This window comes from Streptomyces sp. NPDC005963 (genome assembly GCF_040638655.1).
Lineage (GTDB): Bacteria > Actinomycetota > Actinomycetes > Streptomycetales > Streptomycetaceae > Streptomyces.
Window position 1 is genome coordinate 167,829 of the sequence record NZ_JBEXVD010000014.1, and the last position, 17,582, is coordinate 185,410.

A 17,582-nucleotide genomic window follows, 5' to 3' on the forward strand; every position below is an offset into this window, starting at 1 on the left:
GACGACATGCGCGGCTCGGTCCCCGTCGCCGCGGCCGGCAGGGACTGTTATGCCTCGCCACGGGAGCGGCGGCGCGCTGCCCTGCGGGCGAGGAGTAGCCCGGCGATGCCGGCTGCGCCGGCCACGAGCGCCGTGGTCGTTCCGGTGGGGGAACTGCTCGACGAGGCGGTGCTCTCCATGGTGGGGACGCCACCGCCGCCGGCCGGTACGGGACCGGACGGCTTCTCGTACGTCTCGCTGGCACTGCTGTCGTTGCTACCGCTGGTGCCGTTGCTGTCGTTGCTACCGCTGGTGCCGTTGCTGGCGGTACTGCCGTTGGCGCCGTTGGGGGGGTTGCCGTTGGTGTTGGCGCCGCCCGAGGTGCTGCCCTCCTCGCAGTGGACCACGAAGGTCTTCAGCTTGGTCACACCGCTGGGTACCGTCCACTGGAGCTGGTAGGTGCCGTCGGGAAGCCGGTATTCGTCGCTGCGGGCCCTGCCCTCGTCGAGGGGAAGACTCCCGCTCAGTGTGTCGCTCTGAGGGGTGGTGGGGGGTCGGGAGGTGATCGTCCAGGCGATCGCGGTGAGGTTCTCGAAGTTGTCAGCGACGATCTTGAACTTGCAGACCGAATCTTCGCGTTGGACGTTGCCCCGGGAGGAGGAGGCGGACAGGACGGTGAGGTCGCCGCTGTCCCCCGGGGCTGCGAACGCGGCGGGCGCGTCGGCCAGCGCGAGACCGGCGGCGAGCGCTACGGCTACCGCGGCACCCGTTCGGGGACGGACGGAAGCGGTGATGGGCATGCTGGGCTCCTTCAAGCCGAGATGATTGTCGTACTAATCACGTGACTGTCCAAGAGATGCATGTTCCGTCGGAAAGCAGCGCAAGAAACGCCGTCGAAACGGTAGAAATAGCCCGAGTAGCGGATAGACCACTACGGGACGATCGGAGCGCATCGCACGGCCCCCGGCCGAGCCGGCGCGGATCACTGCGGACAGACGGCTGCCGAATGGTTCCCTCCGGGGTCCCAGGACGTGCAGTGTTCAGGCCGGTGTACCGTTCGTCGGTCCTGTTGCCACGGTGGTGGCCCGGGTGGGGACGGTGTGTGAACTGGCTGCTGCCGCCGCCGCGTAGTGAGCTGCGGTGGGTGGGCCGGTGGGGCGGATGCGGCCGACGAAGCGGACCAGGACGAAACCGAACGCACAGAACAGGGCGAGGCCGATGGCCGCGCGGGAGAACCCGGCCGCAAGGGCGTCGGACACCGCGCTGCCGCTCGTGTACTGGCGCGTGTAGACCGAATTGAACAGGGCCGCGGTGACAGCGGTGAGGACGGCTGCCCCGACATAGCGGCCCATGTTGGAGATGCCGGAGGCCGCTCCGACCTGATCGTCCGTGACACAGGCGGTGGCGACGGACGACGCGGGCCCGTTCGCCAGTCCCAGACCGACGGCGAGCACGACCAGCGGGCCCACGAAAGCGGCGTACCCCCAGGAGGCATGGGTGAAGCCGAACACGGCGAACGCGACGGTAGCGATCCCGAAGCCGCCGGCGATCACCCTGCGGGCGCCCAGCCTGTCGACGAACCGCGTGATCAAGGGAGCGGTCACCACGATCCCGACCGCCGCGGGCAGCGTGGCCACGCCCGCCTCCAACGGCGTCATGCCCAGACCGTCCGGGTTTTGGAAGTAGAGGCTGCACACGTACATGACCGCATTGATGCAACCGGCGACCACCAAAATCGCGACGCTGGACCCGACCAGGAACTTGTTGCGCAGCAGCCCCAGGTCGATGAGAGGGGCGCGCACGCGCTTCTCGACCAGGACGAAGCCGACCACCGCCGCCGCCGAGACCACGAAGCACACCAGGGTCGGGCCACTGAGCCAGCCCCAGTCCGCGCCCTCGGTCACCGCGAAGACGAACGGGACGAGGGCGGTGGCGATCAGCACCGTCCCCGCGAAGTCGACGGAGCGCGGACGCGAGGGGTCCCGGGACTCCGGCACGGTTCGCAGGGTCAGCGGCACGCAGGCAGCCGCGATCCCCGCATCGATCCAGAAGAGTCCTTGCCAACCTGTGATGTCCACGAGCACACCGCCGAGCAGCGGCCCCGCGGCTGCACCGGCGGCCGAGGCTGCTCCCCACAGTGACACCGCACGCATCTGCGCGTCGCCCGAGGAGCCTGCCGACAGCAGGCTGAGCCCGCAGGCCAGGATCGTCGAACCGGCCGCGCCCTGTACCGCCCGGCCGGCGATCACGGTGCCGGCACTGTCGCCCCATGCGATCACCACGCACGAGGCCACGAACAGCAGGAGGCCACCGATGAAGATCCGACGACGTCCGAAGATGTCGCCCAGGGCGCCCGAGGTGACGATCACGGCCGCGCCCACCAACGAGTAGCCGGTGACGGCCCACTGCAGCGTGTTCAGGGAGGCGCCGGTGTCCTCACTGATGGCGGGCAGGAGAATGCTGACCGCGGATGTGTTCGCGTTCACGACGAAGGCGGAAACGCACGTTGCCGCCAGTACGCCCGTGGACGCGCCGGCGGAGGCAGCCGTGGAACTGCCTGCGCCCGCGCTCACACAACACTCCGGGCGGGGACGAGGAACTCGTTGACCATGTGGGGCCTCCCAAGCATGCAACTGTCACGCCTGCATTGACGTGTTCGCTCGCAGCCCGAAGCCGGACACCCGTTCGGCGGAATCCCTGCTCAACGCTCGGGGACCCCGTGGCACTACCTCTTCGAGCAGATAGCCGGGCGGGACCCCCACGGAAGACAGGACCCACCACGCGCTCCGGAGCCGAGGCGAACACAGGGCCATGTTCACCCACACTCCGTCCGCCACCGCACAAGGACACGACGTCCCTACTCGGGCTCAGGCCCGGAACACCATGTGGCAGCGGTGAGTGGCGGCGCCGACGCGCCTGCCCACGCGGAGCGTACAGATGGGGGAGCGTACGGATGCGGTTCGGTCTGCTGCCGGATCGGCCCCACTCCGCACTTCACGCCTCCGCGCTTCACGCCCCACGCCGCCCCGACGCTCGTCGCCCGGACGCTCGTCGAGAGGCCCGCTCTGACCGACCTTTTCAGTACAGCCCCTCGGGGGCCGAGCTCGTCGTTTGCAGCGGACGGACATTGGCGACGCCGTCGCTGGGCCATCGGTCGGTCCTGTGGCACAGTGCCTGGTCCCGCTCCAGGATGTTGGGTAGGAAGAGGTCCTCGTGCAGCACGGTGAGCCGGACCTGACCCACCGCTCCGGGAGCGACCGGGGTCGATCGATCGCCCTTGTCCACCACCGCCATGGTGACCTGCGGGTAATTCGGCACGTAGCTGATCAACTCCCCGTCCCGGTCCACGTCGAAGCAGGCGGCGTTGCCGAAGGTGTTGCCGTAGGTCAGACCGCAGATCCCGCCCTCAAGGGCGGTCCTGAAGGTCCGGTACATATCGGCGCTGATCTGGGTGCCGCTCAGGCGCACGCCGTCGAGGGCGGCGACCAGGTCCGGGTGTCGCTGCCGGAGGACTTGGAACAGGGCGGGCGTGGTGTTGAGATAGTGGACCCGGCCCTGCCGGAGCACGTCGGTGATCTGCTCGACGAGGTGGGTGGTGTAGTCGCCGACCTCGGCCAGGCGTCCGGCCCGGATGAGTCGCTTGACCCACCGCGGGTCCATGTCCACCGCGTACACCTGGCCGGCGTGGAGCTCCGACACCTCTTGGACGCCGTTTCCGATCAGGTGCGGTCCTGTCGGTGTGGCCTGGAGCCAAGTGCGGCCCGGTGCGAATCCCTCCCGGACGAAGGACCAGCGGCGCCAGGTCGCCCGGTGCAGCAGCATGTCGGGCGTGTAGAACACCCGGCAGGGCGTGCCGGTGGTGCCGCCCGTGTCCCAGATCCGCCCGGCGAGCGGTCGGGCCACGGACAGCGGGACGAGGTCCGCGGGGTCCTCCTCGCGCAACCGTTGCAGTGGGAACGGCCCGAACGCTCCGAGTTGGTCGTACCGAGTGATGTCCCGGGGGTCGAAGTCCAGCTGCCGGGCCCGCCCGAGCCAGAAGGGGCTTCCGGCCAACGGGTCGAAGTGCCGACGGACGACCCTGCGGGTCCACTCGTCCAGGTCGGTGTCCAGCCATTGCGCGACCAGGGCATCCGGGTCGGTACGGGTGGCGGCTGTGGTCATGACAGCGCCGTTGCGCCGGTGAGGTCGATGCCGAGGTCGTAGGCGGTGCTCAGGGCCTGCTCGATGTGTTCCGGCTGTTCGATGTGGACCACCGGGAAGGGGAACGCGAGAATTCCCTCCGGGATGGAGGGCCCCATCACCAGCCCGAGTTGTACGCCCTGTTCCTTCATCCCGCTGTAGACGTCGACCAGGCTGATCGGGTCCGTCGAGTTCCGCTGGAACAGGTCCCTGACCTCGTCGGCGGAGCGCAGCATCTTGGGCTCCAGGCAGGAGAACAGCGGGACTTCGGGGTCGGCGAAGGGAATGGCGTCGATGCGCGGAGCCATGAAGTCGCGGAAGTGTCTGCGGAGGGGAGTGTGCACCGCAATGGTGCGTCCGGGGAGCGGGGTCACCGTTCCCGGCGGGACCTCCGCGGCGAGTTCCTTCAACGCCTCGGCATGACCGGCCAGCATCAGGATGCGCTGTCCGCCGTCGCTGGTCGGGCCGAAGTCCCCCGCCAGGTAGATGCCGGGGACGCCCTCACCGGGGTGGGAGGGGGCGCCTTCGCCGAGGGCGCCGAAGGCGATGGCGATGCCCTGTTCCGGTGCGTCGGCCGGCAGTTCGGGGGTGTCGCGGGAACTGGCCAGCATTTCGAACAGTTGCTGCCGTCCCAGGGATCCGGCGAGGCAGCTGGCGGTCATCGCACCGAGGCTGAGGCCCCCGATCGCGGCGGGGCGCAGGTTGAACGAGGCGAGCACGTCGTGCACGCCGATGGCAAGGGCGGCCTCGCGGACGGTACCGACGCTCTGGCGCTCCTCCTGGGCGACCGGGAGGTCGTCCGCAAGTATCTGACTGACCGTCAACCCGGTCCAGTCGGCCACCTGCTCGTACCAGCTCTGCACCACCGGGTACGCCTGATGGAGCTCCAGCCCGTGAGGCTCGGTCCCGACTCCGCCGCCGAACAGGTACCCCAAGCTCATGACAGCTCCCGTGAATTGTTTTCCGAAAGGACCGGAACGCTGCGAACCAACCGTAGTGCAGGGGAACTCGTGCGGCTAGCCGAGTCGAGCAGGAATTACCCTTCAGAGCAGTAGATCGGGACTGCCTCACGAGGCGATACCGAGACGATATTCCCGTCTGGGAGAATCGACCGGAAGCACCACGAGAGACATTCTTGGAGTAGTGAGGAAAGACCGCAGAAAATGAATGCGGAGCGCTTTGACGCTCTTCTTCCTACTACTCAAGGAATGCAGGAAGAACGCGGGGTGGCCATGCGCCGACGCTCAGCACCCCAAGGGAGTGCGCCCGGGAGACCAGGGCGGCGCGGTTCGAAACGTCGAACTGACGTAGCATCAACCCTATGCGGTACTCGACACCCTGACGGCTCAGATGGAGTGCCGCGGCCAACCGGACGGTCGAGGTACCGACCGCGACGCCCTCAAGGATGCGGACGTCCAGCGCAGTCAGCCGTCTGAGGCCCGCGCCACTGGAACGATCCTCGCCGACGGTACGAGCGCCTCCGGTGCCAGCGGACTGCGACGGCGCCGTCGCGGACCGGGCCCCTCCAGATGCGGATACCAGTACCAACCCCAACACCCCCTCTACTGTTGTTCGTGATCTCAGGCGCCTTGCACGGCGACGAAGTGTTCGCGCAGCACGCCGATCACCTCGGCCGGCCGACTGCTCAGATAGAAGTGACCGCCGCCGAACACCTTGAGGTCGAACCCGCCCCTCGTGTGGTCGCGCCACATCCCGGCCTCCGACAGCGGCGTCCAAGGGTCCCGGTCCCCCACCAGTGCGGTGACAGGGCAGGCCACCGCAGCGCCGGGGGCTGCCCGATAGGTCTCCAGCGCCCGGTAGTCGCTGCGCAGCGCGGGCAACACCATCCGCAGCAGTTCCTCATCGTCCAGCAGTCGGGCGTCGGTGCCGCTCATGGCCCTGACCTCGGCCACGATCCCCTCGTCGTCGAGCAGGTGGGCCCGTTCCGGCCGGGCTACGGAAGGCGCCCTGCGGCCGGACACGAAGAGGTGGTCGATCCTGCCGCCCGCGGCCTCGAACCGCCGGGCCACCTCGAAGGCCACCAGGGCACCCATGCTGTGTCCGAAAAGGGTCAAGGGGAGATCGTCCCAGCGGCGCAGCGCCTCGAACGCTCCGTCCGCCATGATCTGTAAGTCCTCGATGCCCCGCTCGCCACGGCGGTCCTGGCGCCCGGGGTACTGAACCGCGAGGAGGTCTACCGGGCCCCGCAGCTCGGCGGAGAGCGGGAAGTAGAAACTCGCCGAGCCGCCGGCGTGCGGAAAGCAAACCAGCCTCCGTTCGGCCGTCGGCGAGGAATGAAAGCGACTGCACCAGGGGTCGCCGTCCAAAGAGATCGAAGTCATGTCGACCTTTCGTTCCTTTCTCAAACCCGCAAGGCGCCGGCCAGATGGCTCGATCACGTCGGGTGCCTCTCCGCGTCGGCGGACGGCTGGTGAGCAGTGAATTCTGAGAGCGTCGGTCAAGAGAGTCGTGGGTCGGCCCATTACAGCCTGCCACGCCCCTCGGAATGTCAGCAAGGGTGCACCGGCGCACGCCCCCTCGTACACCGCAGGGGGCTAATTCCAGTTATTTCTGGAGCGGATGGCGAGATCGCTGTGGTGCGAAGCATCCGCAGGTGATTACCCTGATGCGTCGGCTCGGCACGTGCCGTTCCGCCAGACCTCGCACCGGCGATCCGGAGGAGAGCGGGAGGAGCGTCGCATGGCCAGGCCGTACGAAGTCGACGTCCAACCTCTCACCCGCCGCGGGAGCGGGCCGGTCGTCCGACGGCCGTTCCTGGAGCCGTGCCCGACCGAGTACACATCCCCGGGCCTTTCACAACAGCGGGACGCGACGCCAGGAGACGTTCCCACCGTTACGGGTGTGACTGAGTCGGGCCGTCCGGGTCCACTGCTGCACGTGGTCCATCGGACCTGTCCCGCAGTCGAGTGCCGAACGCGGTGTCCGGAGTTCGGCGGCCGACGGCTCCAGCAGCCTCGTGAGGCCACTCAAAGGGCCCGTTCCAGACGGCCGTCAGGGCATCGGGCCTCGCAAACCCCGCATGATCACAACAGTGAACTCTAGGGATACTTCTAGATATGGCGGGATTTAATTGACCGATGCGGAGAGGTCCAACACGCTGGAGGCTTCGTTGGTTGCCGGTCGTGTGACGAAGAGGGACACCTTTGAACTTCCTTCTACTGGGACCACTTTCCGTCCGGTTGAACGCGCGTGAGGTCCATGTGTCGGCCCCGAGACAACGCGTGGTCATGGCGGCGCTCCTACTCAATGCCAACCGGGTGATCTCGGTCGACCGCATCGCGGAGTACGTCTGGGACGGCGCCCCACCGCCGAGCGCCGCAGCGACCGTCCGCACCTATGTGATGCGGCTGCGGCAGGCACTGGGCGAGCACGCCTCCGCCAGGATCCTCACCCGGGCACCCGGGTACCTCCTCGAACTCGGTGAACACGAGAGCGATCTGGGCCAGTTCACGGCCCACCGCCGGCGCGCCGCGGAACTCGCCGAGCGCGGCGATCTGGAGGGCTCATCGGCCGAACTGTCCAAGTCCCTCGCCCTGTGGCGCGAGGAGCCGCTGGCGGACATCCCGTCCCGGACACTGCGCGACGTCGAGGGCCGCTACCTCCAGGAGTTGCGGCTCCAGACCATGGAGCTGCGCTTCGACGCGGAGCTCGCCCTGCTGCGGCACGCAGAACTCGTCCCGGAGCTCTGGCGGCTGGTCAGGAAGTACCCCCTGCGCGAGGCCCTGGTGGGCAAGCTGATGCTGGCCATGTTCCGCTCGGGGCGCCAGTCGGAGGCCCTGGGCCTCTACCAGCGCACCCGGGTCCTGCTCGTCGAACAGCTTGGCGCCGAGCCGAGCTCGGACCTGTGCGAGGTACAGCAGCACATCCTCTCGGCCCACGACCGGCCCCGTACTCCGGCCGCGGCAACACCGCCCCCGACCGCGCCTGTGCTGGTCGCGGCTCCGACCACGTCGTGGAAGGGACCCGGTCGGCCGAGTCCGGCCCAACTCCCCTCGGTCCCGCCGCTGCTGCCCGCGCACGCCGGTCCGCTGGCGCGGCTGGAGCGTTTCCTCTCGGCATCCGCGGCGTCCGCGGGCACGGTCGCGACCGCGGTGGTCACCGGCCGGGGCGGCGTCGGCAAGAGCGCACTGGCCCTGCATGCAGCCCACGCCCTGCGCGACCGGTCGATGGACGGCCAGCTCTACGCCGACCTCGGCGGAGGGTCACGACCGCTGTCCTCCCCTGCGGTGCTCCTGCGCTTCCTGGCGGACCTCGGCGTCCCCCGGTGCGAGATCCCGACGGAGGAGTCCGAGCGGGAGAGCCTCTACCGCTCGCTCACCTCGGGCCGCCGTCTGCTGGTCGTGCTCGACAACGCGCACAGCACCGCTCAGATACGGCCGCTGATACCCGGCAGCGGGGGAAGCAGACTGCTGATCACCAGCAGACGTCGACTGGCCGATCTGGAGGGCGCACACACCCTGCTCCTCTCCCCGCTCGACGAGGCCGGGGCACTGGAGCTGCTGGGGAGCATCGTCGGACCGGCCCGTGTCGGGGCCGAGCCACGGGCCGCCCGAACGGTGTTGACGCTGTGTGCCGGCCTTCCACTGGCGATCCGGATCGCCGGAACCAGACTGCTGGAACGCCCGCACTGGAGCATCGGCGACTTCGCCCGACGGCTCACCCAGGCCCCGCACCTGCTGGACGAGTTACGCACCGGCGACCTCGGTGTCCGTCCCGGCCTCGACGCCGACCTCGACGGTCTCCGGCGGACGGGCTCGACCGGCGTCGACCCCGCCGAGGTGTTCATCGCCCTCGGTGCCGCCGGGACCGGCCACACCTCAAGCGGCAGGGCCGCGATGCTGCTCGGCTGCTCCGAGGCGAAGGCCGAGGAGGCCCTCGACGCCTTGGTCGAAGCACATCTGCTCCATCCGCCGAGAGCGGGGCGCTACCGGCTGGACGCACTGCTCCAGGCGTACGCCGGCGAACGCGCCCAGGCGGCCGGCGTACCGCAGCACGGGCATCCGCTCGTCCGCGCGGTGTGAGAGTCCGGCGTCCCCCAGCGACTGACCGGCGCCAAAGCGACAGACACCTCGGTGATCAACCCTTTCGAGAGGAAGCCTTCCGCATGGCCCACCAGACGGCCACCACCCCCGACCTGCTCGCCTACGTCCGAGAGGTCTCCCTCCGCGAGGACGAGTTGCTCAGGGAGTTACGCGAGAGAACGGCGGACCTGCCGGCCGGGACCGCCATGCAGGTGATGGCGGAGGAGGGGCAACTTCTCGCCCTGTTGGTCGGACTGACCCAGGCGAGGGCGGTGCTGGAGATCGGCACCTTCACCGGCTACAGCACTCTGTGCATGGCACGGGCGCTTCCGTCCGACGGACTGCTGGTGTCGTGCGACATCGACGACAGGTGGCCGGCGGTCGGTGTCGACTTCTGGAAGCGCGCCGGGGTCGAATCTCGGATCGACCTGCGGATCGGCGATGCAAACGCGACCCTGGACACCCTGCTGGCGGAGCGCGGGCCGGGGAGCTTCGACCTGGTGTTCATCGACGCGGACAAGGCCAACTACGTCCGCTACTACGAGGCTTCGCTGGCGCTGGTGCGCACGGGCGGCCTGATCGTGGTCGACAACACCCTCTTCTTCGGCCGGGTCGTCGACCCGGCCGCGGTGGACGCGGACACCGCCGGGGTCAGGGCGGTCAACGAGGTGCTGCACCAGGACTCACGGGTGGACCTCTCACTGTTGGTCATGGCCGACGGGATCACGCTCGCGCGCAAGCGCTGAGAACCGGTGCCAGGCGGCGAGCGGTTCCGCTCGCCGCCGCCACCGGCCGAGCCTCCGGGGTGGGTGCCAGATGTGTCTGGTCGCAGGACAAACCGCACTGACGGTACGTCAGAGGTGTACCGGCTCCCCCTCCCCTCGTTCCGGCGTCGCAAGGTCGGGTGCGTCCAGGCTCATCGTGGTGGACACCTCGCGCGGCTGCGGGGCGAGGTGCAGCCGCTGGAGTCCCGGATGTGCCGCGGCACTTTCCAGGCCCTCGGCGCACGGACACGGCTCCTCGTCGAAGCCCGAGAAGCGGTAGGCGATCTCCATGATCCGGTTGCGTTCGGTGGCCCGGAAGTCGGCCGCCAGGTGGACCCCGGCCCGAGCAGCCGCATCCGCCAGCCAGTTCAGGAGGGTCGCACCGGCACCGTAGGCGACAACCCGGCAGGAGGTCGCGAGCAGTTTGAGGTGCCAAAGCGCCGGATGCCGCTCCAGCAGCAACACGCCGACCGCGCCATGGGGTCCGAACCGGTCGGCGAGGGTGACCACCAGCACCTCGTGGCCGGGGTCGGCGATCAGGCCGCGCAGCACCTCGTCCGGATAGTGCACCCCGGTCGCGTTCATCTGGCTGGTGCGCAGGGTGAGCTCTTCGACCCGGGACAACTCCTCACCGGTGGCCCGCCCGATGCGCATCCGCAGGTCCAACGAGCGCAGGAACTCCTCGTCGGGTCCCGGCGCCGCCGCGCGCTCCGCCTCCCGAAGGAAGCCCGCCTGGTACATCTGCCGGCGGCGTCGCGAGTCGACGGTGCTGGTCGCGGGCGTGAACTCCGACAGCTCCGGCAACGCGAGTGCCTGCTCCGCCGGGTAGCAGCGCACGTCAGGCAGGTGGAATGCCACCTCGGCCCGCTCGGCGGGCCGGTCGTCGATGAAGGCGATCGTCGTGAGCGCAAAGCCGAGCCGGTCGGCGATCCGGCGCACCGCATCGGACTTGGCGCCCCAACCGATCTCCGGCAGCACAAAGTACTCGGCGACGCCGAGGGCCTCCAGTCGGGCCCAGGCGTGCTCGTGGTCGTTGCGGCTCGACACCGACTGCAGGATGCCGCGGGAGTCGAGTTCGATCACCACCTTGCGTATCTCGTCCGGTAGTTGCACCTCGCCGTCCTCCAGCAGGGTGCCCTGCCAGAGCGTGTCGTCCAGGTCCCAGACCAGGCACTTGATCGTCACGGCCACGGCTTCTTCCGCCGGCTCGTCGGACACCGTCTCGGTCATGTCGCCCCCGGTCGTGAGAGGGCGTGTTGTGCCAGCATCAGCCGGCACATCTCGTTGCTGCCCTCGATGATCTCCATCAGTTTGGCGTCCCGGTACGCCCTGGCCACCGGGTGTCCGTCCCGCGAGCCGGCCGACGCCAGGACCTGGACGGCAGCCGCCGCGCCCCGGGCCGCCTGGGTCGCGCTGACGTGCTTGGCGAGCACGGTCGCCACCACCTGGTCCGGCGCTCCCTCGTCCCACTGTCGGCTCGCGTGCTCACACACCCGGCTGGCCACCTGCTCGGCCGTGAAGAGGTCGGCGAGGTGCCCGGCGACGAGTTGGTGTTCCGCCAGCGGTCTGCCGAACTGCTCCCGTCCCGCAGCGTGCGCGGTGGCCGCGGCCAGACAGGCCCGCAGGATCCCCACGCATCCCCAGGCGACCGACATCCGCCCATACGCCAGGGCGGTGGTCACCAGCAGGCTCAACGGCAGGCCGTAGCCGCCGAGGACGCTGTCGGCGGGAAGCCGGACCCCGTCGAGGTGCACGTCCGCGTGTCCGGCCGCCCGACAGCCGAGCGGGTCGGCGATCCGCTCCACCCGAACGCCCGGCGCGTCGGCGGGAACCACGACGGCCGCCGCGCCGTCCTGGTAGCGACCCATGACCACCAGCAGATCGGCGTAGTGGGCGGCGGTCACCCACTTCTTCTGCCCGTCCACGACGATCGAGTCGCCGTCGCGGCGTACGGTCGTCGCCATCGCCGCCAGGTCACTGCCGGCCCCGGGCTCACTGAAGCCGACCGCTGCCAGTTCGCCCCCGGTCAGCCGGGGAAGGTACGCGGCCAACTGCTCCGGGGTGCCCAGGCGCTGCACGGTCCAGGCCGCCATGCCCTGCGAGGTCATCACACTCCGCAGCGAACTGCACAGACTGCCCACGTGGGCGGTGTAGGTGCCGCTGAGCGTGCTGCTGAGCCCCCAGCCGCCGTACTGCTCCGGGACCTCGGCACACAGCCGTCCCTCGGCACCCATTTCGTGGAGCAGCTCCAGCGGGAGCACGCCGTCCCGGTCCCACTCCCCCGCCAGGTCGCCGACCCGCAGCGCGGCGGAGGTGAGGGCGCCGGCGAGGTCCTCACCCATCGACGCCCTCGGCGCCGGACTGCCGGAGCCTGCCCACGAGCTCGGCCATCTGGCGGACGGTACGGAAGTTGTCCAGCCGGAGGTCGGCGCCGCGGATGGCGATCGCGTAGGACTTCTCCAGGTGCACCACCAACTGCATGGCGAACAGGGAGGACAGACCGCCGGCCCGGAACAGGTCGATGTCGGGCTCCCAGGGAGTCCCGGTGTGCGCCTCCAAAAACCCCAGGAGTTCCTTCTCCAGGTCGTCAGTGCTTGGGATGTTCCCCGTGGTCATGGGCTGTCTCCTCGTCGGGATCGTCAGGCGTAGTCATAGAAGCCGCGGCCGGACTTGCGACCCAGCCGACCTTCGCGGACCAGTCGGAGCAGCAGCTCGCTGGGGCGGCAGCCGTCGTCACCGGTCCGTTCGTGCAGCACCTGGAGGGAGTCGACGAGATTGTCGATGCCGATCAGGTCGGCGGTGCGCAGCGGCCCGGTCGGGTGGCCCAGGCAGCCCTGCATCAGGGTGTCGACCGCCTCGACGGTCGCCGTGCCCTCCTCCACGACGCGGGCCGCGTCGTTGATCATCGGGTGCAGGATCCGGCTGGTCACGAATCCCGGCGCGTCCCTGACCACCACTGGGCGCCGTCGCAGCGCTTCCAACAGCGTTGCCACCGCCGCCATCGCGGGCTCTCCGGTCCTGGTGCCCCGTACCACCTCGACGGTGGTGATCAGGTAGGGCGGGTTCATGAAGTGGGTTCCGATGAGCTCGTCCGGTCGCTCCAGCGCCCCGGCCAGTTCGTCGACCGGGATCGAGGAGGTGTTGGTCACCAGCAGGGTCCCCGGCCGGACCAGTGAGGAGACGTCGGACAGGACCGCGGCCTTGGTCGCCGCGTTCTCGGTGACGGCCTCGATGACGGCGGTGGCGCCGACCACGGCCTTCAGCGATGTGCCGGTGACGAGGGCTCCGGGGGGAGTGCCGCCCGGCAGTGAGCCCATCAACTCGGCCAGCCGGAGTTCGCCGTCGATCCGTTCCGTCGCTCTGTCGAGCCGCTCCCGGTCCAGGTCGACCAGGTGCACGGGCAGGCCGTGCCCGAGTGCGAGCACGGTGATGCCGACGCCCATCACACCGGCTCCCAACACGGTGAGCGCGTGGTGCGGTGGCAGTTCGTCGAGTGGAGCGGTGGTCAACTGGCTCTCCTTCGCCTTCACAGGTCATCGGGTGTGTGCACGGTGGTGCCGAGCCAGTCGGCGACGGCCCTTCCGGTGGTCTCGACATGCTGCTCCATGATCGAGAAGTGGTCCCCGGGTACGTCGACGACTGCGTCGGCGGAGGCCCAGGACGAACGCCAGTCGCTGACTTCCGACGACGGTTCGCCCAACGGGGTCGTCGCGCGCACCAGCAGCACCGGGGCGCGGACCGCCGGGGGCTTCCAGTCGTCGAGCAGGCGGAAGTAGCCGCCCATCGCGGTCAGCCGGGTTCCGTCCATCGGAGCGGCCCGCTCCTCACGCGCGAACATGCCGCCCAGCAGCACATCGTTGAACTGGGTGATGCCCTGGTTGTCGGAGAGATAGGTGTCCAGCAGCACCACGGCCGCCGGGCCCTCGCCGCGGCGTTCCAGTGCGGCGGCCACTCCGTGGGCGAGCGTGCCGCCCGATGACGAGCCGACGAGGACCAGTCTCCGCCCGGAGAGCTCCCGGAGCAGCGTCGCCGCCTGGAAGTCCAGCAATGCGTCCATGTCGGCCGGCAACTCCTCGTCCGGGGTGAAACCGGGGGCGTCCAGGGCGCTGACGGCGTAGCGGTCGCGGAAGAGGGAGGCGAAGCGGGCGTACTGATGGGCACCGCCGAGGGCGACGACGGAGCCGAAGCAGACGATCACGGGCGCGCCGTCGCGCTCGCTCAGGTGCAGCAGTCGCGGACCCGCTCCGGCCGCCGCGAGTTCGTGGCCGTTGTGGAAAGCGGGGCGCAGGGCGGAGGCGTTCTTGAGCAGCGCGATGCCCTCGTCGGTCCGGCCGAGCGCGCAGGCCTGGCGGAACAGCAGGCTCACGGGGTCGTTGTCGACGGGGTCGGGTTCGGGCTCCGTACGGGAGGTGTGCTCGGTCTGCGTTGCGGCGGCGAGGTGGGCGGCGAGCCCGGCCGGCGTCCCGCTGTCGAACACCACCGAGGGCCGCAGTCTCAGACCGGTGACGGCACTGAGGCGGTTGCGCAGTTCGACTGCGGTCAGCGAGTCGAATCCGACGGAGAGGAAGGGGACCGTCTCGGATATCGCCCCGGGTTCGGTGTGGCCGAGGACTTCGGCGGCCTGGGTGAGGACGAGTGCCCGCAGGATCAGCTCGCGCTCTTCCGTGTCGGTGGCGGCTTCGAGCCGGTTGCGCAGAGAGGCGGCGGCCGTTCCCGTGGTTCGCGCGGGTCGGGCCCGTACCAATGAGCGCAGCAGCGGATGGACCGTGCCGTCGCGGGGTGCGGTGAGATCGAGGTGGGCCAGGAGGGTGGGGGTGCCATCGGCGGGCTCGATGGCGTCGTTGCTGAGGGCGGTGTCCAACAGGGCCATGGCCGTCGCGTCGGTGAGACCGTGCGCACCACGGCGTTCGACCCGGCGTAGTTCGGCCCCTTCGAGTTTCGCCGTCAGTCCGCTCTGGCGCTCCCACAGTCCCCAGGCCAGGGAGGTGCCCGGCAGTCCGATCCGCCGGCGTTCCGCTGCGAGTGCGTCGACTGCGGCATTGGCTGCGGAGTAGGGCGCCTGTCCCGGGCTGCCCAGTACGCCCGCTGCGGAGGAGAAGACGACGAACGCGGAGAGGTCCGCTGCGCGCGTCAGCCGGTCCAGGTGCCAGACGGCGTCGAGCTTGGGCCGTAGCACCGTCGTCATCCGCTCCTGTGTCTGCCCCTCCAGCAGACCGTCGTCGAGCGCGGCTGCGGTGTGCACGACGGCACCGAGCGGATGCTGAGTCGGGATGGCCGCCAGAGCCGTGGCCAATGCCTGGCGGTCCGACACATCGCAGCTGACGGCGGTCAGCTCGGCCCCGGACGCGGCGAGTTCCGCCGTCAACTCCGCCAGGCCGGGAGCGTCGGCGCCCCGACGGCTCAGCACGCGGATATGGCGCACCCCGTGCACGGTGACCAGATGGCGCGCAACGACGGCTGCGAGGACGCCTCCACCGCTGAGCAACACGGTGTGGTCGGTCGGTCCGAACAGCCCGACCGGTGGGGTCGCGGCCCCGGTGAAGGGCGCACGCAGCAGTCGGGGCACGTGGAGCACTCCACTGCGCAGGGCCGCCTGCGGTTCACCGGCGCTGAGGAGCGAGGCGAGTGCGTCGTCGAGGCCCGCGGGCCCATCGACGTCCAACAGGACGAAGCGGTCGGGGTGCTCCAACTGAGCGGTCCTGAGCATGCCCCACACGGTTGCCGCCCCCACGTCCACGGGCTGCTCTTCCCCGGTGGGGGGCCCGGTCGTGCCCCGGGTGAGCACCACCAGCGGCGTACGGGTGACGGTGTCGTCGGCCAGCCAGTTCTGGAGGCGATCGAGCACCGAGGCGGCGAGCGCGTGCACGGCTCCGGGTCCTTCGTCCGCGGTCGGGTCGCACGGGGGGCAGACCAGCAGCACGGCATCGGGCGCCGCCGACAGGGGCTCGACGGGGAAGGCGGCCGGCAGCAGCCGCTCGTCCCGCGGGCCGAGCAGGCCCCAGCGGGTGACCGGGCGGGGGCCGGTCGAAGCGGTGAGGGGTGTCCACCCGACACGGAAGACGGCGTCCGACGATGTCCGTAGTGATTCGGCGGGCGCCGCACGCAGGGCGAGCGAACCGACCGTCGCCACCGTACGCCCCGTCGGGTCGGTGATCCGTACGGCGACGGCATCAGGCCCGTCGGAGCGCAGCCGGACGCGTACGAGTGACGTGTCCGACGGCTCGATCACGACCCGTTGCCAGGAGAACGGCAGGGGGACACCACCGGCGGGCTCCACCGTCGGGGATTCCTCGCGCAGACCGGTCGTTTGCAGGGCCGCGTCCAACAGGGCCGGGTGCACCGCAAAGCCGCCTCGCCCGGCACCGTCGAGGCCGGCGGGGAGTGCCGCCTCGGCATGGATCTCGTCTCCGCTGCGCCAGGCCGCGGTCAGGCCCCGGAACGCCGGTCCGTAGTCGATGCCCCGCTCGCCGAGCAAATCGTAGAGCTCCTCCACATCCAGGGGGACCGCTCCGGGCGGGGGCCAGGCACCAGCCGGCTCTGATGCGTCGACCGGTGTGCTCTGGATGCCGACCGTTCCGGTTGCGTGCCGAGTCCAGGGTGCGTCGGGGTCTGCGGGACTCTGGGGGTTCTCAGGATGCTCGGGGCTCTCCGGTCGGGAGTGGAACTCCACCGGGCGCTGCCCCGAACCGTCCTCGGCGCCCACCAGGACGCGTAACTGAACGGCACGGTCATCGGCGGCGTCGCCTGGCAGCAGCAGCGGGGCGGCCAGGGTCAGTTCCTCCACCAGACCGCACCCGAAGCGGCGACCCACGTGCGCGGCCAGTTCCACGAAGGCCACGCCGGGCAGGATGACCGCTCCGGCCACCGCGTGGTCGGCGAACCAGGGGTGGGTGGCCAGGGACAGACGGCCGGTGAAGAGGGTGCCCGTACCGTCCGGCAGTTCGACTGCGGCACCGAGCAGTGGATGGTCCACTGCGGACTGACCTGCGGATGCCGGGTCGCGGTCGGCCGGGACGGCGTCGAGCCAGTAGCGACGTCGTTGGAAGGCGTAGGTCGGCAGGTCCACCCGCTTGGCACCGGTCTCCGCGAACAGCCTCTCCCAGTCGACCGGCAGGCCACGGACCTGTGCCGCGGCCAGAGAGAGCTGCATCTGACGGAGTCCGCCCTCGCCGCGCCGCAGGGTGCTGAGGACCAGACTCTCCGGGGCGCCTGCGTCGGCTGCGGTGTCCTCGACCGCGTAGGTCAGGACGGGGTGGGGGCTGGGTTCGATGAAGACACGGTGTCCGGCGGCGAGCAGCGAGCGGGTGGCCTGCTCGAACTCGACCGTCTCCCGCAGATTGCGGTACCAGTACTCGGCGTCCAGCGATGCGGTGTCCAACAGGCCGCCGGTGACGGTGGAGTAGAACGGCACCGACCCAGTGACGGGGGTGATGTCGGCCAGGTCGCTAAGGATCTGCTCCCGCACCTCCTCCACCTGCACCGAATGCGACGCATAATCCACATCAATCAACCGCGCCCGCACACCCTCCCCCACCAACAACTCAACAAACTCCACCACCGCATCCACGTCACCCGACACCACCGTCGACCCCGGACCATTCACCGCAGCCACCGACAA

At 69.9% G+C, this 17,582-nt stretch carries 13 protein-coding genes; 2 read left to right on the top strand and 11 right to left on the bottom strand.

Going from position 1 to position 17,582, the window contains the following annotated elements; translation table 11 throughout:
* Positions 1-47: 47 nt before the first annotated feature.
* The 6 genes from ABZ348_RS20270 to ABZ348_RS20295 all read right to left on the bottom strand — a co-directional run bounded on the left by ABZ348_RS20270 (position 48) and on the right by ABZ348_RS20295 (position 6,500).
* On the bottom strand, positions 48-779 hold the full coding sequence (locus ABZ348_RS20270; RefSeq protein WP_358934890.1) for a hypothetical protein: 732 nt from the start codon (positions 777-779) through the stop codon (positions 48-50).
* Positions 780-1,019: 240 nt separating this feature from the next.
* Positions 1,020-2,552, bottom strand: a complete 1,533-nt coding sequence (locus tag ABZ348_RS20275) for an MFS transporter (protein WP_358934892.1) — start codon at positions 2,550-2,552, stop codon at positions 1,020-1,022.
* Positions 2,553-3,057: 505 nt separating this feature from the next.
* Positions 3,058-4,140 (bottom strand): arylcarboxylate reductase, encoded by a 1,083-nt coding sequence (locus tag ABZ348_RS20280; RefSeq protein ID WP_358934894.1) that lies wholly within the window; start codon positions 4,138-4,140, stop codon positions 3,058-3,060.
* Positions 4,137-5,099, bottom strand: coding sequence for an ACP S-malonyltransferase (locus ABZ348_RS20285; protein ID WP_358934896.1), 963 nt, complete (start codon positions 5,097-5,099; stop codon positions 4,137-4,139). Before ABZ348_RS20285 ends, ABZ348_RS20280 begins: the two co-directional genes overlap by 4 nt.
* A 256-nt stretch (positions 5,100-5,355) precedes the next feature.
* Positions 5,356-5,715 (bottom strand): LuxR C-terminal-related transcriptional regulator, encoded by a 360-nt coding sequence (locus ABZ348_RS20290; RefSeq protein WP_358934897.1) that lies wholly within the window; start codon positions 5,713-5,715, stop codon positions 5,356-5,358.
* 23 nt (positions 5,716-5,738) lie between these two features.
* The gene (locus ABZ348_RS20295) at positions 5,739-6,500 is read right to left on the bottom strand and encodes an alpha/beta fold hydrolase (protein ID WP_358934899.1); all 762 of its coding nucleotides are present in this window, start codon (positions 6,498-6,500) and stop codon (positions 5,739-5,741) included.
* A gap of 858 nt (positions 6,501-7,358) precedes the next feature.
* On the opposite strand from ABZ348_RS20295, the gene ABZ348_RS20300 reads away from it, so the two are divergent.
* Positions 7,359-9,200: a BTAD domain-containing putative transcriptional regulator gene (locus ABZ348_RS20300; RefSeq protein ID WP_358934901.1), complete on the top strand. Its 1,842-nt coding sequence runs from the start codon at positions 7,359-7,361 to the stop codon at positions 9,198-9,200.
* Positions 9,201-9,283: 83 nt separating this feature from the next.
* The gene (locus ABZ348_RS20305) at positions 9,284-9,946 is read left to right on the top strand and encodes a class I SAM-dependent methyltransferase (RefSeq protein ID WP_358934903.1); all 663 of its coding nucleotides are present in this window, start codon (positions 9,284-9,286) and stop codon (positions 9,944-9,946) included.
* A 108-nt stretch (positions 9,947-10,054) separates the two neighbouring features.
* Here ABZ348_RS20305 and ABZ348_RS20310 read toward each other — a convergent pair whose 3' ends face one another.
* Genes ABZ348_RS20310 through ABZ348_RS20330 form a run of 5 tightly spaced genes read right to left on the bottom strand, consistent with a single transcriptional unit; the run spans position 10,055 to position 17,576 of the window.
* Complete coding sequence (locus ABZ348_RS20310; RefSeq protein WP_358934905.1) at positions 10,055-11,194, bottom strand: HAD-IIIC family phosphatase; 1,140 nt, start codon at positions 11,192-11,194, stop codon at positions 10,055-10,057.
* A complete protein-coding gene (locus ABZ348_RS20315) occupies positions 11,191-12,306 on the bottom strand; it encodes an acyl-CoA dehydrogenase family protein (protein ID WP_358934907.1) in 1,116 nt (371 codons plus the stop codon). The genes ABZ348_RS20310 and ABZ348_RS20315 overlap by 4 nt, the downstream gene beginning before the upstream one ends.
* Positions 12,299-12,580 carry an acyl carrier protein gene (locus tag ABZ348_RS20320; protein WP_358934909.1) on the bottom strand — a complete coding sequence of 94 codons (282 nt, stop codon included), beginning with the start codon at positions 12,578-12,580 and terminating at the stop codon, positions 12,299-12,301. Before ABZ348_RS20320 ends, ABZ348_RS20315 begins: the two co-directional genes overlap by 8 nt.
* 23 nt (positions 12,581-12,603) lie before the next feature.
* Positions 12,604-13,473, bottom strand: a complete 870-nt coding sequence (locus ABZ348_RS20325) for a 3-hydroxyacyl-CoA dehydrogenase family protein (protein ID WP_358934911.1) — start codon at positions 13,471-13,473, stop codon at positions 12,604-12,606.
* Positions 13,474-13,490: 17 nt separating this feature from the next.
* Positions 13,491-17,576: an alpha/beta fold hydrolase gene (locus tag ABZ348_RS20330; RefSeq protein ID WP_358934925.1), complete on the bottom strand. Its 4,086-nt coding sequence runs from the start codon at positions 17,574-17,576 to the stop codon at positions 13,491-13,493.
* Positions 17,577-17,582 lie beyond the last annotated feature (6 nt).